15 protein-coding genes and 2 pseudogenes are annotated in these 21,901 nt (G+C 56.6%); 8 read left to right on the forward strand and 9 right to left on the reverse strand.

Annotated features, from left to right (window positions below; translation table 11 throughout):
* Nucleotides 1-9 precede the first annotated feature (9 nt).
* Nucleotides 10-339, forward strand: coding sequence for a hypothetical protein (locus ACWJKU_RS08345; protein WP_454147617.1), 330 nt, complete (start codon nt 10-12; stop codon nt 337-339).
* Nucleotides 336-713 (forward strand): hypothetical protein, encoded by a 378-nt coding sequence (locus ACWJKU_RS08350; protein ID WP_454147619.1) that lies wholly within the window; start codon nt 336-338, stop codon nt 711-713. The genes ACWJKU_RS08345 and ACWJKU_RS08350 overlap by 4 nt, the downstream gene beginning before the upstream one ends.
* A 110-nt stretch (nt 714-823) precedes the next feature.
* On the opposite strand, the gene ACWJKU_RS08355 is transcribed toward ACWJKU_RS08350, so the two are convergent.
* Nucleotides 824-1,351 carry an RES family NAD+ phosphorylase gene (locus ACWJKU_RS08355; RefSeq protein WP_454147621.1) on the reverse strand — a complete coding sequence of 176 codons (528 nt, stop codon included), beginning with the start codon at nt 1,349-1,351 and terminating at the stop codon, nt 824-826.
* Nucleotides 1,352-1,359: 8 nt separating this feature from the next.
* Nucleotides 1,360-1,704, reverse strand: a complete 345-nt coding sequence (locus ACWJKU_RS08360; RefSeq protein ID WP_454147623.1) for a hypothetical protein — start codon at nt 1,702-1,704, stop codon at nt 1,360-1,362.
* A gap of 521 nt (nt 1,705-2,225) precedes the next feature.
* On the opposite strand from ACWJKU_RS08360, the gene ACWJKU_RS08365 reads away from it, so the two are divergent.
* The 6 genes and pseudogenes from ACWJKU_RS08365 (at nt 2,226) to ACWJKU_RS08390 (ending at nt 5,582) form a co-directional block, all read left to right on the forward strand.
* The gene (locus ACWJKU_RS08365) at nt 2,226-2,471 is read left to right on the forward strand and encodes a hypothetical protein (protein WP_454147625.1); all 246 of its coding nucleotides are present in this window, start codon (nt 2,226-2,228) and stop codon (nt 2,469-2,471) included.
* 60 nt (nt 2,472-2,531) lie between these two features.
* A complete protein-coding gene (locus ACWJKU_RS08370) occupies nt 2,532-2,930 on the forward strand; it encodes a zinc-ribbon domain-containing protein (protein ID WP_454147627.1) in 399 nt (132 codons plus the stop codon).
* A gap of 197 nt (nt 2,931-3,127) precedes the next feature.
* Nucleotides 3,128-3,853 carry a hypothetical protein gene (locus ACWJKU_RS08375; RefSeq protein ID WP_454147629.1) on the forward strand — a complete coding sequence of 242 codons (726 nt, stop codon included), beginning with the start codon at nt 3,128-3,130 and terminating at the stop codon, nt 3,851-3,853.
* Nucleotides 3,841-4,020 carry a DUF3262 family protein gene (locus ACWJKU_RS08380; RefSeq protein ID WP_454147631.1) on the forward strand — a complete coding sequence of 60 codons (180 nt, stop codon included), beginning with the start codon at nt 3,841-3,843 and terminating at the stop codon, nt 4,018-4,020. The genes ACWJKU_RS08375 and ACWJKU_RS08380 overlap by 13 nt, the downstream gene beginning before the upstream one ends.
* Nucleotides 4,021-4,312: 292 nt before the next feature.
* A pseudogene (locus ACWJKU_RS08385) lies at nt 4,313-4,894 on the forward strand (conjugal transfer protein TraG N-terminal domain-containing protein); the annotation flags it as partial.
* A gap of 112 nt (nt 4,895-5,006) precedes the next feature.
* Nucleotides 5,007-5,582, forward strand: coding sequence for a conjugal transfer protein TraG N-terminal domain-containing protein (locus tag ACWJKU_RS08390; protein ID WP_454147633.1), 576 nt, complete (start codon nt 5,007-5,009; stop codon nt 5,580-5,582).
* A gap of 864 nt (nt 5,583-6,446) precedes the next feature.
* On the opposite strand, the pseudogene ACWJKU_RS08395 reads toward ACWJKU_RS08390, so the two are convergent.
* The 7 genes and pseudogenes from ACWJKU_RS08395 to ACWJKU_RS08425 all read right to left on the reverse strand — a co-directional run.
* Nucleotides 6,447-6,565, reverse strand: a pseudogene (locus ACWJKU_RS08395) (IS3 family transposase); the annotation flags it as partial.
* Between the two features lie 270 nt (nt 6,566-6,835).
* A protein-coding gene (locus ACWJKU_RS08400) for an IS3 family transposase (protein ID WP_454142624.1) occupies nt 6,836-8,001 on the reverse strand; the annotation gives its coding sequence in 2 pieces (ribosomal slippage) (nt 6,836-7,746 and nt 7,746-8,001; 1,167 coding nt in all).
* A 112-nt stretch (nt 8,002-8,113) separates the two neighbouring features.
* Entirely contained in the window at nt 8,114-14,371 is a 6,258-nt protein-coding gene (locus ACWJKU_RS08405; RefSeq protein ID WP_454147635.1) for a DEAD/DEAH box helicase, read from the reverse strand.
* A complete protein-coding gene (locus tag ACWJKU_RS08410; RefSeq protein ID WP_454147637.1) occupies nt 14,368-17,769 on the reverse strand; it encodes an STY4851/ECs_5259 family protein in 3,402 nt (1,133 codons plus the stop codon). Before ACWJKU_RS08410 ends, ACWJKU_RS08405 begins: the two co-directional genes overlap by 4 nt.
* A 133-nt stretch (nt 17,770-17,902) precedes the next feature.
* Nucleotides 17,903-19,975, reverse strand: coding sequence for a 3'-5' exonuclease (locus tag ACWJKU_RS08415; protein ID WP_454147639.1), 2,073 nt, complete (start codon nt 19,973-19,975; stop codon nt 17,903-17,905).
* Nucleotides 19,976-19,983: 8 nt separating this feature from the next.
* The gene (locus ACWJKU_RS08420) at nt 19,984-20,787 is read right to left on the reverse strand and encodes an SIR2 family protein (RefSeq protein WP_454147641.1); all 804 of its coding nucleotides are present in this window, start codon (nt 20,785-20,787) and stop codon (nt 19,984-19,986) included.
* A 58-nt stretch (nt 20,788-20,845) separates the two neighbouring features.
* The gene (locus tag ACWJKU_RS08425) at nt 20,846-21,877 is read right to left on the reverse strand and encodes a ParA family protein (RefSeq protein WP_454147643.1); all 1,032 of its coding nucleotides are present in this window, start codon (nt 21,875-21,877) and stop codon (nt 20,846-20,848) included.
* Nucleotides 21,878-21,901: the final 24 nt, after the last annotated feature.

The raw sequence follows: 21,901 nt of genomic DNA on the forward strand, positions 1-21,901 counted from the left end.
TTACAGGGGATGGCGGTTCACAAACTGGCGAACGAAGCCGCCGTCGCCCGGAATCTCGAAAAGGCGCTTCTCTTGCGGCGCCTGATTCTGTCCGGACGGATGGAGCCGAACATCTATGCCTCCCCGGCGCATGCCGACCTTGAGCGGATTCTCGATGCCCTGGATAAGGACATCGACGCCGTGTTGTTCGAGACGCGGATCCGACGGGAGCTGTTCGCACAGACTTCCGCCACCTTGATCGAGCTTCGCGAAGGGCGGGGCGAATCGGGTAGCGATACGCAGGCGCCCGCCTCCCATGACCGGAAACCGATCGAGCCGGGCGGCGCGGTACTCAAATGAGTGCGCGGCGCTTACTGTCCACGCTCGGGCTGGGTCTCGCGCTGCTGGCCGCCCTGCTGATGCTGGTCGGCCTGGTCCTGGGGCTTTGGGCGTATCAGGCGGGCCTGCCGGCGGTCGAGCGCGCGCTCGATGCGGCGACGCCGTATCTCGCCGCCTGGCGGTTGCTGGTGTTTCTGATTCTAATCGGCGACTGGCCACGGTGGATCGATAGCGCGGCGCGGCGGCGACGCTGGCCGGAAGCGAAACGGCAGGCGGCAATGGCGCTCCGCTGGCGAGCCGCAGCCTGGTTCCTCGTCATCGAGGCGCTGTTTGTTCAGAACGTCGGTGGGGAGTTTGCCTGGAACTGGCTCTTGCCGGCAGAGGAGGGGCCTTGACGGATGGTTGCCAGGCGCCGCTGACCAGTGTCGTATTCCGGAAAACCGGGCGCCGGCTCTTCAACGGGAGTCTGGCTTTGTCTGTTCTACGTCCAGGCCGCAGGCCGACATTACTCGATCGAGAAAGAACCGTCCGGTGTCACAGCCGAAACGAAGCCCGGATTTGCAGAAAGCTTTTCCAGGAAGACCACCAATACCCAGTTTTCCGGGCGATCGAGAAAGGCCAGTGAAGGAACGAAAATGGCTTCGGCTGGCGTAAGTTTTCTGACAAACTGAGCCGCGGCCCGAGCTACGGACTTGTCGATAAAACACTGTGGGGCTCCCTGGATGGACAAGGCGGCCAGAACGTCGGGTTGGGTCAAGTCCAACGTCGCGTGGAAGGCGAGATCGAAGAGGTAAACCTGGCGCCGCTTGACCTGCCGCGCTAACACAGGTGAACGGTCTTCGGTGATATGGCGGGCCATTTCCGCCAGTGCCACATGTTTATGGCGAGCCAAATAGAGCGTCGGCTCCCCTTGGGTATTCCAGCGATTATCGCGAGCGAGTCCTGCTCGGCTGAAGTCCAACGGATCCAGTGGTCCTTGCGGCAGGTGGCGATAGGCGGTGCCTTGCCAGGTTTTGAGATGCGATTGGATCAAGGGGCGGGTTAGTAGCCGAGTCCTTCGACATCCGCGGCGAGTGCCGCGATGACGGTGTCGTATTCCCGTAAGCTCATCAGATCCAGGGCGGTTCGCCCTTGGAATTCCGGCAGTGGAGTCGCGAGGAAGGTCTCGACGCCTTCAGGCGTGTAAACCAGGCCGGCGAGTTCGCTGATCTCCCGGATCTTGGCGAGATCCTTGATCGCGTCCGGGTTTCGCACGCCATCCTGCTTTTCCCAGCGTTCCAGGGTCTTGGCGCTCACCCGCAAAATCCGGCCCATCGTCTCACGGGAGAGATGCAGGGACTGGCGGATCTTTTGAGGATTGATCTTGATGTCTCGTACGGCGTTCATCAGCGTCGCGATACGGGGTAGTAGGACGAGTAGACACTACTCTAGGTAATGTCTAGACATTTGTCCAGATAAAAAATTAGACCTCATTCAACCGGCATTTCGCCTGATAGAACGGAAAACCGCCCAAGGTACTGCCAGGCGATCACGCTGTCTCGGTGGATCTTGGCGTAGTTGCACGTCGATTCCGGGACACCGGCCAGCCCCTCGGGACCGTAGCTCGCCGGCGACTGCGAGAAGCTGCGGGGTTTTAAGCCCATGTCGCGCGCTACTGCGATGCTCGGGGAGCATCTCTCCGCTCTATACCATGTCGCCTTGGAAGTATTGCCAAACCAGGGGGGAGCTCCAAGTCCGAGATCACGCGTCTCCAAGCTAAATCCATCAAAAAACCCTTTCAAAACCAAACAAGGGTTTTCGTTTGATTTCCGTCTATTGGCTTGGGCAGACTCGCCGCCAGGCGCGTTGACTTCTAGCTGATCCGTAGCGTCCTACGCGCGCTTTCTGTCTTTTTGTGAGAAGCGACCATGGCTTTACTGTTTGCGCTCTTATTCATCCTCGCCTTGAGCCAATGGGGCAGCATCTCCCGACGCAGCAAGCGTCTGCTCGAACTGTGCGAGGGCCTCAAGCGCTCGAACGAAGAGCTCAGCCGGCAACTCCAGACCTTAGGCGATCGCGTGGCGCGGATCGAAGGCGCGATGGGCCTCGGCCGCACCGCTTCCTTAACCGCGGACGAATCGGACGTCGCGCCGGACATTCAGTCAGATGCGTGAGTGGCCTGACTGCCCCGACGTTCGATTCCGATAACCGACTTGAATTCAAGGAGAAGCACTATGGTTTGCCCCCAATGCGGCGCATCGAATCCGAACACGGAACGCTACTGCGAACAATGCGGCAATCCGCTGATCGAGGCCATGGCGCGTGCGAGCCGGCGACGTCCGCTGGCGATTTGGGCGGTGCTGGGGCTGCTGACGGCTGGAGGGGTTCATGCGGACGAGCGGGTTAACCTTCAACCGAGCGATCGAGAGTTGGCACGCGTGGAATCCTGCTCCGATGGCGGAACCCTTCGGATCGCGGGCGATCCGGCTTACAGCGGCCATCCGTGGCATCTGGTCGCGACCGTTCCGGAAATCCGCGAGCGGCACCTCGCCGTGACCGGCGCCGAAGAAAAGTGGGTTCAGGACATGAGCGGTCCGGCTTACTACGTCCGCCGATATGAGCGAAATGGATAGCGCGCACTCGTATGGGACCTTTGTAAGTCCCACGAGTGCAACGAATACGCGTTGTACGCGGCCTTCGATCTTGGTTCGAAGACGTATGTCATTGAACTCAACGAGAAGGGGAAAGGCCGTCGACTCGGGACATCCACTTCGGTTGCCGAGGCCGCCATCGCCTGCGCCAAGGCAGAGGATGCCAAAAGGAAATCGCAATGAAGGCGCGGGCATGGCTATTCGTCGTGCTCGCCGCGGTGTCAGCCTGGGCGATCGCCGATATGTATCTAGCTTTCCTCGCGTCCCTCGCGCAACGCGAATCGAGTGGAGATCCGACGAAAACAAATGAATCGGGGCATCTCGGCCTGTACCAGATGAGCGAAGCCGCTCTCGTCGAAGCCGGCTATTACCGGCCCGACGGCACCATCACAAACGACTGGAGCGGCCAATGGACCGGCAAGGACGGCATCTACAGCAAGAATGATTATCTGAACGATGCCACGGCGCAGAACAACGCGGTCCAGGCTTATCATCAAAAGCTTTGGAGCGATATCGAGGCTGAAGGCCTCGACCAGATGATCGGTCAGACGGCGAACGGTGCCCCGGTAACGCCTTCGGGTCTTCTCGCCGGCGCCCATCTCATCGGCGCCCATGGCCTTGCGAAGTGCCTCTCGTCCGGAACGGACTGCGCCGATGGCAACGGCACCAAGGCGATGAGCTACATGACGATGTTCGGCGGCTATGACGTAGCCTCGATCACCGGCATCGAGGGGACCGGGTCCGGCGGTTCAATCGGCCCTGGCCACGGCGGTGCCGGCGGGGGAGGGGCGTTGGATCAGGAAGCGGACATGCCGGTCATCCGCTCGCGGGTTACACGCCGCCGTCGAGCAGCGAAGCCTTCTACCGTGGCGCCGGGATTGGGATGTCGCAAATGCGACAGGTGATCCTCGAAACGTTATCCGTCATCTTGCTGCTCTGGCTCGCCTGGATCGCGCTTGCCCAATACTCGAACTGGCGGAACGGCGTCATCACCGTCATGCAGATGCAAAACAGCATCGTCCGCGCGGCGGCATTGGTATCCCTGATGCTGATTGTCTTCCTTGCAGCATAGGCGGAGGGCACATGAGTGTTGGGTCGTTTCTTGAACTCTATCTCGCTGCGCTGGGCTGGCATTTTTATGAGGAGATCTGGAGCACCCTTCTCGAGATCGGGCTGCTTTATATCCCTTTCATTGCAATGGCGGTCAGGGCCTGGGTAGCGAGCTACGAAGCTGCGGGGGCCGAAGGCGCGGAACGGAACATCCGTGCCGCCGAAGTCTCGATCGCGACGATGTTCACGGTGGTCATGCTCGCGGGTACGCCTTTCATTCCGCTCCAGCCTTCGGGGCTCGTCTACACCCGACCATGCTCAAACGATGCGGCGAAGGGGGCTCCTCCAACACGACCTACGACAGCGTGTTCACCGCTCTTGGCATCTCCGGGATCAAGGGTCGCGTGCCGGTGTGGTGGTATGGCGTCATGGCGGCCGCGGGCGGGCTGGTCAACGCCGCGGTCGCCGCGATTCCCTGCCAGAACGACTTCCGGCTGTACCAATACAAACTGGAAAACAGCCGGATCAAAGACCCGCAACTTCGGCGGGAGCTTCAACTGTTCACGCACGACTGCTGGTATCCCGCCCGGATGAGGCTCTTCGATAGCAAGCAGCCGCTGCCGAATGGATACGACCCGACGGACATCGACTGGCCGGGTTCGCAATTCTTCTTGGACACCAGTGGCTACTACGGAGTGAACAACATTAACCTTGCGACAAGGGCGAGCGAGGAGATACCGGGCTTTCCCTTCGATCCGCAACGGGATACGGAGTACGACACCGAGCATTATCCGGCGCCGCAGTGGGGAAGGCCCGAATGCAAGGACTGGTGGGAGGCACAGACTCACGGAATCAGAGACCGGCTGATCAAAGAGATCGACGTGGACGCCTGGGCACAGACCCGGGGGTGGGTGACCGAACTCATGACTGCGTTCGGCTGGGACGCCAGGAAGACCGAAGACGCTGCCCTTCGGTCAATGTTGGACCATCGAGGATGGCCGGTTGAGCATGCCGGTAACAGCCGGGTTAGGGGATGCCGCCGGCGGACGATTGGCGAGAGCAGGCGCGACCGTTGGCGGGTGGTGGGAATCGGTCTTCTTTCAGTCGAAGATGTACGCCATTCGCGAAGCGGCGCCGGTCGGCCAGGCGGTTCTTCTGATGCTGATCTTTGCGCTGATGCCGTTCGTCCTGTTATTCGGCGAGTTTTCCGTCGGCACGCTCCTGACCTTGACGATTACGCTCTTTGCCGTACGGTTCCTGACGTTCCTGTGGGCGGCGGCCGTCTGGCTCGATAATACGCTCCAGCAGGCGCTCAACCCCACCGGCTGGTTCGACTTTGCTGTCGATAAGACGGACTACACCGTGAGCGAAGTGGTGATCGATCTCGTTACCGGTACGATGTTCACGATTGTGCCGCTTTTGTGGCTTGGCATGTTGGGTTGGGCGGGATATCGGGCTGGCGGAGCGGTTGATTCGTTCATAAATAATGCCAACGCAAGTGCGGCCGTCGCCGGCGGCAGTTTCGGAAACGCGCTCAGCTTCGTGAAGAACCGGCTTCGCGAGCTAAAAGGCCGAAAGACCTGACCGCCTAGAGACATTCTTTGCGAATACTTTAGGAAGTTCTGATTAAGTCCTTCGACAGGCTCAGGACGAGAGGTAAGATACTGATTCCGTTCATGGTGAGCTTGTCGAACCCTGAACGGAATCCACTTGTTCAGAGCTTCCTTTAGGATATCCGGATAATTTTTTGTCTTACACGTCCCACCAGTAGAGTCCCCCTGGTTGTTGGCCATTGTCCCATTTAGCCGTTCGGTAATTGTACAGTTTGCCTAAATCGTACTCATCTGACGCCTTCTCATGAAATTCAGCGTCCTCACTGAAACCAATAATCAGCTGCAGCAGCATCCATCCCCACGCCAGAGCCAGTGTGCAGACGAATAGGGTTGGCGTGAACGTGAGGCGCATTGCCCGGACGGGAATGGTCCAGCGACCCCACACAGTTCTCGCGTGATGGCCGCATCGCCCGTTAGTGTGCGCCAGAATTCGGCCGGACGCTGCCGGGTCAAGCCATAGGCTGCGACAGTGATCCAAAAAAGGCCAATGGTGAGTAGGATGGTGTTCATCGGCATTTCTCCATGCCGGGGATCAGCGGATGTATAAACATAAAAATCGCACGGCAGTGCCGATGGCGCAAGTCCCAGCACGAGAGACTCCTACAAGCCGTCGATCTCGCTCAATTCATCAAGATGTTGGCCGATAATCGACCGGCCAATCAGATCAATGGCGTGCTTGGCATTTCGTCCACCGCATTCAAGCGCGGGCTCTGTGTCATCTGTGAGGTTGGCTGCTGCCGGATCGATTACTCGCTCGGGCGGAATCATTACCGGCTAATGGATTGGGGTATCTTCAACGGTCATCGGCGTAGATTTCCTTTAGGCGGGCATTCTAGGCTTCCAATTCCTTCATCCGGGTTATCAAGGACGTGTCCATACCTCCATATTTCGCGCCCAACTTGTAGAACGTCGCCGAACTGACCCCAACTCCCGGCACTACTCCGGCACCGCTAGCCGGCCTTCTACATGCTTCAACGCCTCGATGGTCTGGTTATGAAAACGTCTACATCTTCATGCAGAATTCCCCCTTTTAGAGAAAATTCTACTTCTGAGCCCGCTCGTTTCTCGGGGGGATTACCCTCGTAACTCCACCTCTCAAGAAGTGGAGTCTTATATAGATACTTCTCACCCCGATGAAATTCTCTGACCAGCGTCTGGTTTCCAGAAAAGCCAGAGCGGCCCAGTCTCTATATTGACCTGGTCAAGTGATAGCGGACACCCCAGTTAAGCGGCATTGGCCAAATGGCCGTTCTTCTCAAATTCGTCCGGGCTGCGATAACCCAGGAACGAATGCAGACGGCGACAGTTGTAGAACATCGTGATGTACTCGACGATATCCCGGCGCGCTTCTTCTCGAGTCTGGTAACTCCGCCAATGGACCCGTTCGGATTTGAGCGAGCCAAAGAAGCTCTCGACCACAGCGTTATCCCAACAATCGCCCTTGCGACTCATGCTGCCTGTCATCCCATACGCCTGCAGCAGGCCCCGAAACGCCCGGCTGGCATACTGCACGCCTTGATCAGAATGATGCAGCAGTTGACCCCGGGGCGGTTGCCGGCGCCACAGCGCCATCCGGAGCGCGTCACATGCCAAGGCGCTGGTGAGGCGCTTTCCCAGAGACCAACCCACGACCTTGCGGGCGTATAGGTCAATCACGACGGCCAGATACAACCAGCCTTCGGCCGTCCAGACATAGCTGATGTCCGAGGCCCATACCCGGTCCGGCGCTGCTACTCGGAAACCCCGCTGCAGCCGATTCGGAAACACGGGCTGGCTGTGTGCGCTGTTTGTCGTCACCCGATACCGGCGGCGATAGCGCACCCACACCCCAGCCTCGCGCATCAGTCCACGTGCCTGATAGCGGCCGACCCGGTAGCCTAGTCGTCCCAGCTCCCGTGCCATGCGCCGCGAGCCATAAACGTGGTCCGAGTCGGCCGCCAATTGGCGCACTGCGTCCAGTTTCGCCTGGCGCATCGGATCTGGACCGCGCTGCGGTCGCCGGACGAAGGCGTAGTAGCCCGCCCGGCTCACCCCCAGCACACGGCACAATCGTTTCACGGAATAAGCCTTCTTCGCCTGATCAATGAACTGATATCTCAGCCCACTTCCTTCGCGAAGAAGGCCGCCGCCTTTACCAGAATATCGCGCTCCTGCTTCAGCCTACGGTTCTCGTCCCGCAGTCGCCGCAGCTCTTCCTGCTCTGCCGTCCGTTTGCCATTCCCCCGAAACGCTTCCTGCTCATCCACCCGGTATTCTTGAATCCATCGCCCCAGCATCTTCGGGTTGATCCCCAGGTTGCGACCGGCTTCGGCCTGGGTGTACCCGTGTTCGGTCACCAGCCTCACCGCGTCCAGCTTGAATTCCTTCGTATAGCGTTTTCTTGTCATCATCTCTCACCTCAGTTGTAGAGCTTAACTCCTTAACTCAGGTGTCTGCTGGCATTGGACCACGTCATATACTTCAACTTTCCTCCATCGATGGAAGCTTGCGGATGCCACTCAGCTAAGGATGCATCCTTTTGCCGCAATACCAAAATGTAGGATGATGCCCGCTAATTGGCTCAAGCATTAGATTGGATTGGCGCAGCCGAGCGATTTGCTGCTCCACGTTACTTTCGAAGGGAAAATGCGGGCGTATCTGCGGAACGACTCGCCAGTAGCCAACTCCCTGGTCCAGTCGCACGGTCAACCGATTGCCATCCTTCCAAGTTAATTCCAACTCTCGGGCATGAGGTAACTCCCGTGTTGGCGCCTCGTGCCAGCTAAAGACTGGGTGGCTTTCCCGGAACCATCGCTCGGCAATAGTGCGACGATCTCCACCGTCGCGCCAATCGTGATTAAGGAGGCGGGGAGGCTCCGTGTTGAGTCGTTCCAACAGAGCGGTTTCCACGCGGATTGAGGTTGTCGATGCCAAGCCACCGGAATAGTTAGCAAAATCTCCGAGCAGGCTGTGAAGCAACAGTAAGGTAAGAGGCGAGCGCAGATAACGGTCAGAGTACCGTACTTCGACCAATGGCATGGAACCGTTTAGGTACTGCGCTAAGACGGGAACCTGTTGTTCGAGAAGAGCCCAGGCCCTTTCGCCGAAAGTAACGGAAGGGCCGTCGAGTTCTCGCGTGATTCGTATTTCGATCAGGCCGGATGGGACATTACGCAGGGTTTCTGGGTCAACTTTTTTGAACTGGGCAGGTAAAGGTAGCAACGGTTCGGATTCACTGATCCGGACGAATTGCGTTCCAGCCTCCCCACCGCCCCATCGGGCTCGAGGTACGAGTGCGGAAGAATCAGTAGCGGCCCAACGCACCCGTCGGTTCTCTGAGCCGAGTTCTAGAATGAGCGGCAAATCGGGTGTTGCTATGCTCAATGGGGAATCGGCACTGTAAAGCTCGGCCCTGGTGAAGGCGACGAGGGCGGCTAAATCGTCACGTTGGCTTGGGCTTAATCGGGCCAACGAGCTGGTTGGGACAATCAAACTTAATGTGGCTTCTGCTTCCGCCCAGCGGGTCAAATCGCTACGCAAGCGCCAGGCCAGCGGTTCCCACTCGTCGACGTCCCCTCCAAGGTAAATGCGCAGTTCCCGTGCCGTTCGCCGCTGCCATTCTCGGCGTAGCGCCAAAGCCAATGGCTCCATTTCGAGCCGACTACCGGAGCCGAATGCTTGAATTTCCGCAGGAAGATCGAGAGCATCTAGAAATTCCGGTGTCAGTAACCTTCGTACAGCGTGCCGGTTCAAATTATCAAGGTGATGCTGCGTGTCGTAGGTCAGGATGCAGCCTTGGCAGGCGGCATCGCACTGACGGGGGCAATCCAATATCTCTGATCGTACTTTCCGCAAAAGCTCCGGAAGCTGAGCGACGACCTGACCTGTGTAGCCAGCACCTCCAGTCGCTGTGTCATATAGATAAATTGAAAATGCGGGATGCCCATTGCTATCTCGGCTGGGTGAAGCCACCGCACCGACTTCCGCTTCTTCAATGCCTAGCATCAGACATAAGGCGCGTCGCAAAGCCACTGCCAAGGTAAAAGCGGCAGATCGGTCAATGGGAACTCCGGAGGAATCCAGTAACTGAAGCTCAAAAATCTCAGTCCAGGTGACCACCCCGAGTCGTAATTCTCGTTGGATTGCCCAATCCTCTCCGTTACCGGGACACGCCGTTTCTCGATCGTCTCGGCGACCGCCGCGCAAGCGTTTGTGAAAAAGGGGATTTTGCTTTTCGACATCCTGTACAAAACTCGCAGGAAGCCGCTTCCCCGGCAGCATCGAATCAGCGCGGCCACAACGAAGGCACAAGCAAAATCCTTCGCCATGTAATCCATCACTTCGATAGAAGATGTGGCCGTGCTCCGAATACCGATAACGTCCCAAGCGAGGGCTTGGCAGAGGCATCCAGTCGGCGCCTTCCAGTGAGATTAAAGGATCACGAACCGGAATGTACTGGGGGATGGTGATATCGTTGTGAGGTTGGCAGCGAATGTCCACTGCGAAACCGGCCGGCTGAAGATAGCGATGGTACGTGAGTTTCTTGCTATCACGCTCGCCGCAGCTTGGGCAAATCTCGGGCTGGGTTGGGCGCGTCCCGCTGCCGCCGCACATCTCACAACGCCAAACCCAACGCAAGTTTTGGATTTCCGGCGCGGCCTCGGCTTCAGCGGGAACTTGCCAATTGAGAGTGACGCCGCCTGATCGAAATACCCGACCGTCGAGCACGGTATCGGTGCCGGGCGCATAGTCTCGGATTGCAATAGCCAGGTTACGGCTGGGATAGCCGGCACGCCTTACGCGGTTGTCTTCACGCCCGTCGTCATCAGTTTTCTGCAAATTCTCCAGCGTGGTGGTGACCAGGGGTACGACATCCGTGGGGAAACCATAACCCGGCAAGAATCCTAGGGTTGCGAGATAACCTAACAGGTATTCGCCGCGCAGGCGTCTCAATTGAATATCGAGCGCCTGCTCCGGTTTACTGTCGCCTTCCCTGGTACGGACAAGCTCTCGCTGATCTTGGAGTGCTTGTAAGTCGCGGCGCCAGCGCTCAGCGACCTGCCTGATGGCCTCGGCAGTGCGACTTAGGAGATCAGATAGCGGACGGCCTTCCAGGATAGTGCGGTTAACCAAAGCATTAATGCCTTCGCACAGGCCAGCGGGTACGGATTCCGGGCGCTTACACCAGTCTGCAAAGGAATCACAAGGTGCCGATGAGTCTTCCGGCGCACTCGGTTCGAGAAACCAACCCGTATGCAGACGGTGTATGCGATCCGGCGCCTGTTCCCGCAAATATTCGGCTAACGCCAAAGCGTTGATATGACGCTGGACGATGGGTTGGCTTTGCAGGCTCACTCTCGGCATACCAAGCCGAGAGGTGAAAGGCCATAACGGATTCCGGAAGATAGCCTCTCCGTGAGGCGTCGCCTTGCAGAGAGTGAAACTCAGGGCAGCGGTCTCACCGCGGCGACCGGCGCGCCCCGCCCGCTGCAGAAAATTGGCCGGATGGGGCGGCACGTTGTTCATGGCCACGGCGGTCAAGCCGCCAATATCCACACCCATTTCCATGGTCGTCGAGCAACTCAACACGTTGACTCGTCCGGACTTGAATTCCGCCTCGCGGCGAGTGAGATCGGGTCCTGCGATCTGAGCCGAGTGTTCTACTGCCCGGATATATCGGCTGTGGCGGGCGATACGGTCGCTGAGGTCTGGCCAAGTACCTATTTCGCGCAGCTCACATATTGTGGAGTCACTCTCCAGCCAATGATCGGCTTCTTCCGTGGAGCAACCGTGCCAAAATGGATGCGGCACACGAGGCATTGCGATCCTTCGACACTCGACTAACTCGGTGTGGGAGGACAGCCCCGCCACATAGCGAACGGTAGGGAGATACGGTGTCAGCCCGCGAAACGCAACTGGCAGTATCCTCCGAGTAACCGGACAGAACCAGGCATCGCGCACCTCGCTCAGCACCGCCTCTTTTTCCAGTTCGAGCTTGAAGCCATCTTCGGTCTGAGTCAGTAGCGGACGTATTCCAGTCCATATCGCGACGAGCATCTCATCGAGTTGAGCACGGTGTTCAACATCGTCGAGGTCAAGATGGAAGGCATGGCAGAGCAGGCGTACCAGCCGATTTATTGAAGCATAGAGTGACTGGGAGGAAGGCCAAGTACGTTGAATTTTCTTGGTCTTGGACATCCCTGGCGCTAACTGAGCGCAAGGTCGGCCAGGATAGCCGAGCCAGCGGATTACGTCAGGCGTGACCGCAACACAGGGGGTGCCGCTGCGCAGGAAATAGTCCACGGTTACGCTTAATAGCGAACGCCATTCCTCCGAATTCACGCCCCGGTGCTTCATTGCCGTTGGCGGTTCGGCTTTCTCGATACGCGGATAACGTAGTTGAGCCAACCCCAGCCCTTCCAATGAAAACTGCCGCTTAGGGCGCAACATGAATTCCCGCATTAAGCATAATCGTACAAGCTGACGATCCGTCAATTGACGAAAGGTAAGTTCATGCAGACTAGGAAGCAGCCAGCGCTTGAAATCATCCGCGCCAAGCAGTTTGTCCTCAGCTTCTTCCCAAGACAGTTGACCCAACGGCGGAGCTTGAAGTTGAGCGAGCTTCTTCCGGCTGTCCTCCAGCAGCGTCTTAAGATCGGGCACTGCTTCTACGGCTCGCTCCAGATGGGCGATCTGGTCCTCGAACTTTTTGATTTCAGCCGCATCCGCTGGTTTCGCGGCAGCGGCAAGATGGTGGTAAAGCAAGCTTCGTACGTAGTTTCGCTCGCTTTCCTGCTGAAGTTTTGTTGCGACGCGAGCGGTTCCTTGCCGGCTGTCAGTGAAAGTGATGAGCCTCCGCCCATCGAACGGGCGGGCGTCCTGCCCCCCAATCATGATGGGCAGAGGTTCCAAAAGCGTTGGGATAGCCGTGCCCAACAGGAATGGAGCGCCAACTCGAATTGGCTTGAATAGTGGCCTGTTGGATCGATCCTTCTCCCGACAAACCGGGCACATCAAATCGGCATCTTCGGGTATGCGTATATGCACGCGCAAGTCACCCTCGCCCGTCCAGTCAAGTCGGCCGTTCTTCGTTAAGCCGAGGTTTCGCTGGCTTGCCCACTCACTCGTAGTCAAAAGGCGTGGCAATTCCACCGTAGACTTGGCGTTATCATCGGATTCTTGATCCTCATCGCCTTCCAACGGGTCCAAGTCCTGCTGGAATTCGTCTGCATCTTGCTGATATATGCGAGGGCGCAGCCACTCATCGCCGTTCTCGTGGACCTCCACAGCGGACAGATATTCCGTGCCGCATTCTCCGCATTGCACCAGGTCGAACACGGGACTCTCGCAGTGACAACAGTGCTCGCGCCGCTCTAGGAAAACGGCTCCAAAAGGCCAGCGGGGATCGTCGAGACGGGTCTTCGACCGTCCGGGACAGGTGGAATTAGCGCATGCCCAGAGTCCGCTGAGGGTGCGATGAAAAAAATGGGCGCGCAGGGGTAAAAAAGCTTCTTCCTGCTCGTTAACGGCCTGAGTGCAATGGTCGAGCGCTTCCAAGGTTGCCCGGCGAGCGGCGGTGTCGTCGCGCTCGAAAAGCATCCGCGACAGGTCACTCAATCGGCTGGCCTGACGAATCAAATGTGCACGAAGTTCTCTAAAACGCCTGTCGCCCGCCAACACGTTGAAACGTTCCGAAGAGCTGAACGTCTGCAAACTATCGTTGGATGGCGCGGGCCGATGGTTCCGACAAAGCGCTTCCGGCAAGCCCGGCACTTCTCGCCGTCCTTCCACGACGCTGACCCGGTCGGGCGAAATTCCGCCGACATCGGCAAGGAATTCAGCTAAGCGTTGCCGGGTTTCCGGGCCGGCATCGCCTAGGGTTGCCGAAGTTGCCACGAAGTGGACCTCGTCGGGGCGACAACCGAAGGCATGGAGTACACGCCGCAACAGCAGGGTCAATTCTGCGGCTTGAGAGCCAAGATAGGTGTGGGCTTCGTCGATGACGATCCAGCGCAGCCGGCCTTGGGATTGGTCGAGAATCGGCCGATCCTCGTTACGCACCAGCATATACTCCAGCATAGTGGCGTTGGTGACGAGGATCGGGGGCGGATTGCCGCGTAACGTGCGTCGGTCGGGCACCTCGCTGCGCCACTCGCTCTTGGCTTGATCGGGTGTGTCGCCGTTGTACAGGCAGAACCGGAGCTTGCCGCCGAATGGTTCCGACCAAGCGATCAATCGATCCTTTTGACTCTTGATCAAGGCATTCAGCGGATAAAGAAACAGCGCCCGTATCCCGGTCAGCGGCGCCCCTTGGCGCCGTTCCATTTCGGATGCCAGGTCGTGGAGTATGGGAATCAAGAAACATTCGGTCTTACCCGAGCCGGTACCGCTCGTCACCAATGCCGAGCGCGCCGGCTGGCCTTCGATCAGTGCCCGCCACGCTTCCAATTGGTGGCGATAGGGACGACGGCTTTCAGGAAAAGTGTAATCCTCTGTCAATCCGTTTTTTGCCGGCTCGCGCAATGCACGGATCAGATCGGAGTGCAGCAGCTTGCCCTCCAGTTCTCCCAAGGTCAGTTCCGCGGGTTGCCAGCCGAACGTGGCTTCGAAGACCGGATCGGCAAGAAAGGAACCGGGCAGCCCGGCATCTTGTCCGAAATGTTCTCGAAGGTGTTCGCGCAAGACATCGTTGCGGAGTCCCAATAAACCGAGCACCGCGCGGGTGGATCGGCGACCGAGTTGTTCCACGAGCGAGGTGTAGAAGCGTTTTGACGGGATCATGAATCAGTCTCAGATGTCGGTAAGGCTAATCCTAAAGTCAGTGCGATGGCATAGACGGTATCGAACCACTCGGGGTCGAACGCTCGAAGCAAGCGCAGTTCATAGATCAGATTTTCGCTAGGGGAAATACCCTTCAAACTCGAGTATGCGGTGATAAAGGGTGCGCAACGGACGGGCCGGTAGATCGGGTGGAGATGAGCATATCGGTCCAGGGTCGGATCGAGTCGCAGCATGTCCATGACTTCGTCACTTTGCGGCCAAATTTCATCAGCATCATGACGGCCCAGGAGTTCCTGTTCCGCTTGTTGAATCCGTAGATCCATGAAAGTCGCTGCACCAGGTCGGCGTGCAAACTGTAGTTCACTATCCTGGAGCGGGCGATCGGGAAATAGCCGCTCCTGGAGCCAGTCGCTGAGAGGCCGCCAATATTGGCGACGGGCTACAGTCCGCTCCCGGAATTTCTTGAAAACCTCGAAGGCAATCTCTCCTTTCGGATCTAGTTCGCCGAGACTAATACGTACATGCTCGAAGTACGTCTCCGCGGCACCGCGCCAACCTTCTACCGGAATCAAACTCCACGAGAAGGGCATGTATTCGGAGAACGACCAGACTCGGTCGAAGATCTCGTCATCCGCCTTAAGCAGTGCAAGTGCTAGCGTGCGAGGATGGCTTACGAGAAGACGCAGTACATCGAGTGAGCTGGGCGGAAATTCGCGAGTAAGTCGGACATAATCGAAAAGTCGCGGCCAGTCAGGGTGGCTGGGATTTTGGCTGAGTTCAGACAGCAACGCAGTTAACCGACTTTCGCGTTGCTCGGGATTTGGTTCTCGAGTAGCGTCCGCCAGTATGGAGTCTGACTCGAATACATCAGAGGGATCATCGTCCCTGGCTATATTCCACAGGAGCGGCCGAAAACGCGCCCAGTCGCCGTCACGGCCTATGACCCACCAAGGACCCGATGCCAGATCCTTGGGAACGTCCCATGAAGCCGGTTGATCGGCACATGGGGATAGTAGCACCGGCTCTTTCCCGGGCTCCCACAGCGGGATCATCTCCAGTCGAACCCGTGTGTTCCAGTTGGGGCCTAGCCGCGCCAGCGAGTCGTCCGTAATAAAAGCCTTATTGGCTGAGCGGTTCGGCTGGATGATCGCATCAAATCGAGCGATATGAATCCGACCGAGCGTTTCGCCTGTTGTGGCACACACCTCCAGTCGTAATCTTGCTTCCAAATCGCGGCTGCTGGCCAATAGGTGAGCGATTCGGTCGTGCCAAGCAAATAACGGCAATTCGAGGCGACCTTCCACAAGAGGGGGCAAATGATCACGGAAACCGAGCCGAGCTCGGGATTCTCCAGTAAGCTCGTCATTGGCGATGAGTTGGCCATCCAACCAATAGCGGCTTCGTCCGGCTGGGTCCTGAATGATCAGTTGTAAGCCGCCAATCCGATCTAGGGGAACGAGATCGTCTCTTTGCAATGGACGCCCCGCTAATTGATAAAGCGCGCCCCTTTGCGGATAAGGCAAAGTGAGTTGAACCGCTGACGAACCGGACCACCTCAAACTAAGATTGATAAGTGGAAGGGGAATACCGGGCCAGAAAGGACACTCGATGCATCCCTCGTCGTCGGTGACGGTAATACGGATCGGAACGCCTGGACCAGCCTCAATTTGTGCCTTGTCGATCGCCGAAAGGCGATAGATTCCTGGAGAATTTCCTGACCCGATATTTCGTTCCAAACGAAACGCGTGCGGCAATACATCGACTTGCTGACGAAATTGTTCGATGTCATTGTCTGAATCGACCAATCGGATCCAGACCTTGCCCACAGCGTTGGCATCGCTATCGCGCCAGGCCCCGCCGGCGTGGACAGGCCGCCATTGAATTCGTCCTGATGGAAACCGTCTCTTTCCTTGCGAGTCGATACACAAGATGCGGGGGAGCCCTTTATAGAGAGTGCGCTGACCGAGTGCTTCCGGCAAAGTGTCTCCGACTAAGGCATAGGTTTCGTCAGAGTCGTCCTCGGCTCCGCAGACAATTCGATAACAATCGTGCTCCGGTGTGATGAAATCGACTTGCCCGCTGACCCGGTAAACCGTCCGCCCCAAATCAGCGATCCTGCCTCGTTTTTCATGGCTTTTGCCATCGGCCGAAGTGGGCGTAAGCGAATCGGCTGCCATTATCCATGCACAATCGGAGCGGGTGCGTGCTGATCCTTCAGTCAGCCATTCTAGGCCCTTCGACGTACCGCGCTCGATGAATACCCAGGGTAGATCTTCCCACGGGTCGCCATTCTGCGCTGTCAACGGATACTCGGTCTGTCCATCGTGCAAGGTGATGCCGTGTGGCTGCAAAACAGCTTCCCCGGAAAGCACCAGTCCTCCGCGGCGGAGCCATTCGCGGCGGTAGACGGCGTCCTCGCCCGTCCCTTGAATTAACGTCAACCAGGCGACCGCCTCGGTTCCTGACCGTGTATGTAACATCAAGCGGAGCCTTGGCTTGAGACTCAGGCTCTGGCTCTGGTCGATCCAGGCAAGGATCTGTCGACCCGATAAACGTTCCGGGAGCTCCAGGCCCTTTTCAATCCGGAACCCGGTCGCCGTTTCGTGCAATCGTCCGCGCCACCGGAGCCGTGTGGCTTTGGCTAAGGTCAATTCCTGCGATCGCACAAGCAGTCCGTTGAGCAACGCTTCCGTCGTCTTGTCCTCCAAGTACAACGGCAGACGCCGCCGCCAATCTTCGGACTGCTGGTCGAGTGCTGCGATGGGATCTGGAGCATTGCCGATGGCGCGTTGCAGCTCCACGAGCTGCGCGATCAATTCGCCGCTCAGGTGAAAAACGACTTCTTGTCGCAGCGTGATCGGGAGACAACCTTCGTGTTGGCGGGCAATCGCTTCAGCTGCCTCCGCACCACTGCAACCGTGTGAGTGGTAAGCATCGAGTACAGTGCGGAAGAACTGAGTAAGCTTGGCATTTTCGTTCTGCAACAGTCGCAACGGTAAGCCACCTTCGCACGCAATGGTTACCAAGAAACGGCGGTCACCATGCTGGCCACGGATTAGAGAACGGCGCCACCAGTCAAGACCTTTTTGAACCCAGTCTGAAATTTTCTGATGGGGTACTGGGGCCATTCCAAGTGGGTCAAAGACAGTTTCCCAAGTCCAAGACCCTTCAGAATGCTCCCGGCAAAAGGCTTCTGCGGCATACAGGCAAAAGATTGGCGCGATTCGGGGAGCCTGTCTTCCTTTGAGGTCCAGAGTAATCAATCCCTTGGTCAGCTCCTTCAATTCGGCGTATTTTTTGTCGCCGCATTTGTACGCATATAGCGGCCGGCCGTCAGGCAATGTCTGTCGCGTTTGAAAGAAGAGGAACCGCGTAAGCCATTCCACGTTGTTGTTCATATCGCCCCCCTTTATCGATAACGGAGAAATCATCCCGGAATGTAAGATTCCGATCTCCCGCTCTGATTTTTCGAATTGGGCCTCCACGAGCACTGGCCGAGAAGACCGATGAGTTGGTTTTCCGGGCCTGCAGTCAGCCTCGTAAATCGTCAAGAAACTCTGAGGGAATGTCGCCGCTGGTTACGAGTAGATGATCACGGGCGCGAGTGCAGGCGACATACAGCAGATGCCGTTCGGTGCTGTAGACTTCCTCGAGATCGGCGTCGTCGGCCACGGATTCGATCCGCGCCTGCGAGGGAATGACTTCGTCGTCGCAGGCCATCACGGCCACGGCTCGAAACTCCAGTCCTTTCGCCAAGTGCATGGTGCAAACGGAGATATGGCCACTTGTCGTTTCCACGTGGTCATCCAGGATCTTGAAGGCGAGTCGGGCGCGCTCGGCGGCGGCCTTGGCGCGATTCAACTCGCCCGCCGATCGGACGAAAACGCCGATTTCATGGAGCTTGATGCCTTCCCTGACTCGGACCGAAAGCCACTCCGCGACCGCTTCGATTTCGTCTTCTGGGGTATCGAACGTCAAAATGGCCGGGGAGGGGCCATTGAAGACGGAAATCGTGCCGCGCCGTTCCTCGGCATTGCCGTCCACGTCGGACAGTTCCGGTCCCAGCAATCGGTCGGCCTGCATTCGGATCTGATGGGTGGTGCGGTAGTTGATGTGCAAGGTGCGCGATCGGCCGCGTATGTCGACGCCGAGCGCTTTCCACGAAAAGGCTTGCTGAAAGATCCGCTGTCCGAGGTCGCCGGCGAAGAAAAGACCGTTCGGCCGGTCGGCGCCCAATGCGGCCAGAAAACGCAATTGCGCGACGCCGATATCTTGCGCTTCGTCTACCACGGTGAAATCGAAGGGCGGGTTTCGGCTTTCGGCCAGATGACTCGCCAAACGGGTGAACAACTCGGCCTGGGTCGTCAATCGGCGGCTCCGGAGTTCCGAACGGACCCGATCGAAGATCGACCAGAGCATCCGCCGCTGGGGTTCCGGGAGGCGGGTCTTTCTTCCCAGCCGTTTAACGTCTCGATACGCTTCCCACGAGTCCAGCTGCCAGGCATCCGCCACCTGCTCCCATTCGGTCAGCAGAAAGTGCAGACTGAACTTGTGGTCTTCGACCTGGCTGGAAGCCTCCTCGATCAACCGGCGAATCGCCGCTCGTGACGCGAGATTGAACGGACCGAAGTTCAGCTCGAAGAGCCTTTGGCCGATCGCATCCATCGCATGGACTTCCAGCCGTTCGGCGAGGCGCGGCTCGTGGCTGATCAGCCGTTTCAGCTTCGAGCGCAAGGCGTTGGCCAGGGTATCGGAGAAGGTCGTCAGCAACACCCTGGCGTCGGGATGCCTACGGGCGAGAACGACGGCCCAATGCAAGGCCACGATGGTTTTGCCCGTACCCGCCGATCCGGATACCCGAGCAGGGCCGGAATAATCCCGCTCGACCAGTTGCCGCTGGGACGGATGAAGAAAAACGGTCCACTTTTCCCACGGGTAATCGAGCGCCCGAGCCAGTTCCTCCACATTGTTCATCACGCGGAAGCGCCGCAGGGCGTCGGGATGCTGGAAGGGATCGGTGCCGCCGGCCACGGGCTGAGTGACTTGCGGGGTCACACCGACGCCCAAATCCAGCAGTGCCTCGGCCGCTTCACTCGGCAAGTGATCCGCCAGTTCTAAAATCGTGTCCTCATCGGCCCGGCGCACATCTGCTAACCATTCGGGCGGAACGCCGTAGGCGAGCAGCTCGTCGTCGGATAGATGGGCAAACAGCAAGGGCTTGGCAGGTGCCGGTCGCTCCGCCTCGATGTATTTCGGAACGACGACTTCCTCGACCCGCTCTCGAATTTCCACCAACTGCGCCGCGCCGGTTTTCGGATGGGTTTCCAGCTTGCGCCGCTCAGCCCATTGGTAAGCCTTGTCGTGGTGATCGACATAGCACAAGAGTAAGCTCGTGTCGGTCCTGTGCACGATCAGCCGTAAGTCGCTGTTCACCCGCACCGACCAGAAATTCTTGTCCTTGGCCCGGTCGAGCTTGTGAAAGCTCAGGCCTGGATTGGCCGGGTTCAGTTGAAGGTCGAAGGCAGTGGTCTTGACGGCTTTTTGTTCTTCGCCGGTGAGTTTGGCGAGGCTGTCGGTGAAGGTGTCGGCGATGCGGAAGTTCATGACTTAGATTACCAAGTCTGGGACTTGGCAATTTCTACTCTTTCACTTTCTACTGACTGCACGAGGTGCTCGAGGCAATATGTGAGATGACTATGATCGGACGATTTAGGGTACTGGATAATGTTTATTTTCATCGATTCCTCCAAAACGCTTCTTACCTCTTGTGATAGATTATTTAACGGTACAACAAAATAATGGCTTTGGCCTGCCGGATGGCGATATCTGTAATTTTCAAGTAAGGCTCTAATATCGGGGTCATCGAGTCCACAGCCGATGAACAAAAATGTATGGGTGCGCAAGAGTGCTTCAATAAGCTCATAAAAATCTGCGTGCTTATTTCTGGCTTGAGCGTAGTCAGTTCGGGTAAAAATTATTTGGAATGGATGAGATATTGATCCATGGCTTTTTATAAGTACCCGCTCGTGCCGACGAAGTGCATCGGCAACATCTCCATCATCGTATTTTTTAACAGTCACTGCACCGGCTCCACGTCGTCCAACTGATGTTTCAAAAATACAATCAACGTTAGGTGTTATTGAGATTCTAAGGTCGAGCTGAAACAGAAGGTCATGGATTTTTGCTGGCTGAAAATCAGGCGCATGAAAACATTCCTTCAAAATATTAGTGAATTTCTCTTTACCAACACCATTTCGAATCACCTCCGCAGCTGTAAGGTAATCTTTTGAATCAATTAGGTTATTAACCTCTCTGACTATCTTCTTGTTTGGAGATCCAAGTCTCTTTGCTGCAATTCTTAGAAATTCTGCCCAGCTTGGGGGTCTCGTTTTATTATCTCTTCCAATAGCGTTCATTGATACGCCTGCCCCAAAAAATAGTACACAACGGCGACAGGCTATAGTGTGCACTAACTCAGGAGGCCATATATTTCGCATACGCGATCCCTACATTGGTCTCCAAGCTCGATGAGATATTTTTCATTACCTCCCCGAACTGCCTTACTTTGTCGAAATGTGCGCCGACGATGCCATCCGCTGACTTAAGGGTAAATATTGGCTTACTGCTCGTTTGAGCCATCGGTACAAGACTGTGAAAATATGGAATCTCGCCGAGTTTGTAATCCATTGAGAGACCACTATTTAGTGGCTCTATTAAATGCTTTCTTATCGCAGGTGAAATTCTACGAATAATTTTTTCATACGCATCAACGGGCTGCTTCTTACCAGCAACTGTCTTGGCTGTGTATTGTTGTGTAACATATCCGATAAAATGAATCGACGGAGGCTTAAAAGGAATTCCATCTTGATCTTCAAAATCGTAACCGTTGTCCTCCTTGAAGGTTTGTAATCCCCGTTCAAGGCCCTTTTTCCATCCTGTGATTGCAATTTCTATATTTTGTAATCCTCTTAAACTAAAAATGTCCGATGACATTGGAAGAATGAAATAGTCGCATGACAATAAGACGGTTCTATTGATGGCACCAAGTGAAGGGCCAATGTCAAAAAAAACGTAGTCATATTCTTGTTGTTCTGCCCATCGCAATAAGGCGATAAAGAACAGGGTTGTGTTTATGCCACGCTCTTGGCCGTTTGTTGCATCAAACCAGTCTTTTGCAAGAAAGTCCTCGGCCAAAGAAAACTTTGGGTCACCTGGCACAACATCTAATGTAAAACTGTTGCTTCGTTTTATTGGGATGTCAGAATACCCTTTTGATTTCTTCAGGGAGTTGATTAAGAGATTGATTGTTCGACTTTCTTTTCGACTGCCGTACAATTCATCTAGGATTTTTTCCTTAAACATGTATGCTGTGGCATTGCATTGCGGATCAGCGTCGACCACTAGTACTTTTTTCTGGTTTTCAATGGAAAAATACGCTGCTAAATTACATAAGAGCGTAGTTTTTCCGACCCCGCCCTTATTGTTGAATACACAGAACGATTTCATTTTAAATGTTTCCAAACAACGTGT

The organism is Methylocaldum sp. MU1018 (assembly GCF_053646775.1).

Coding starts and splice junctions, on each gene's coding strand:
- ACWJKU_RS08345 (WP_454147617.1), top strand. CDS start 10: ATGGCGGTTCACAAACTGGCGAACGAAGCCGCCGTCGCCCGGAATCTC.
- ACWJKU_RS08350 (WP_454147619.1), top strand. CDS start 336: ATGAGTGCGCGGCGCTTACTGTCCACGCTCGGGCTGGGTCTCGCGCTG.
- ACWJKU_RS08360 (WP_454147623.1), bottom strand. CDS start 1,704: ATGAACGCCGTACGAGACATCAAGATCAATCCTCAAAAGATCCGCCAG.
- ACWJKU_RS08365 (WP_454147625.1), top strand. CDS start 2,226: ATGGCTTTACTGTTTGCGCTCTTATTCATCCTCGCCTTGAGCCAATGG.
- ACWJKU_RS08370 (WP_454147627.1), top strand. CDS start 2,532: ATGGTTTGCCCCCAATGCGGCGCATCGAATCCGAACACGGAACGCTAC.
- ACWJKU_RS08375 (WP_454147629.1), top strand. CDS start 3,128: ATGAAGGCGCGGGCATGGCTATTCGTCGTGCTCGCCGCGGTGTCAGCC.
- ACWJKU_RS08380 (WP_454147631.1), top strand. CDS start 3,841: ATGCGACAGGTGATCCTCGAAACGTTATCCGTCATCTTGCTGCTCTGG.
- ACWJKU_RS08390 (WP_454147633.1), top strand. CDS start 5,007: ATGCCGGTAACAGCCGGGTTAGGGGATGCCGCCGGCGGACGATTGGCG.
- ACWJKU_RS08405 (WP_454147635.1), bottom strand. CDS start 14,371: ATGATCCCGTCAAAACGCTTCTACACCTCGCTCGTGGAACAACTCGGT.
- ACWJKU_RS08410 (WP_454147637.1), bottom strand. CDS start 17,769: ATGAACAACAACGTGGAATGGCTTACGCGGTTCCTCTTCTTTCAAACG.
- ACWJKU_RS08415 (WP_454147639.1), bottom strand. CDS start 19,975: ATGAACTTCCGCATCGCCGACACCTTCACCGACAGCCTCGCCAAACTC.
- ACWJKU_RS08420 (WP_454147641.1), bottom strand. CDS start 20,787: ATGAACGCTATTGGAAGAGATAATAAAACGAGACCCCCAAGCTGGGCA.
- ACWJKU_RS08425 (WP_454147643.1), bottom strand. CDS start 21,877: ATGAAATCGTTCTGTGTATTCAACAATAAGGGCGGGGTCGGAAAAACT.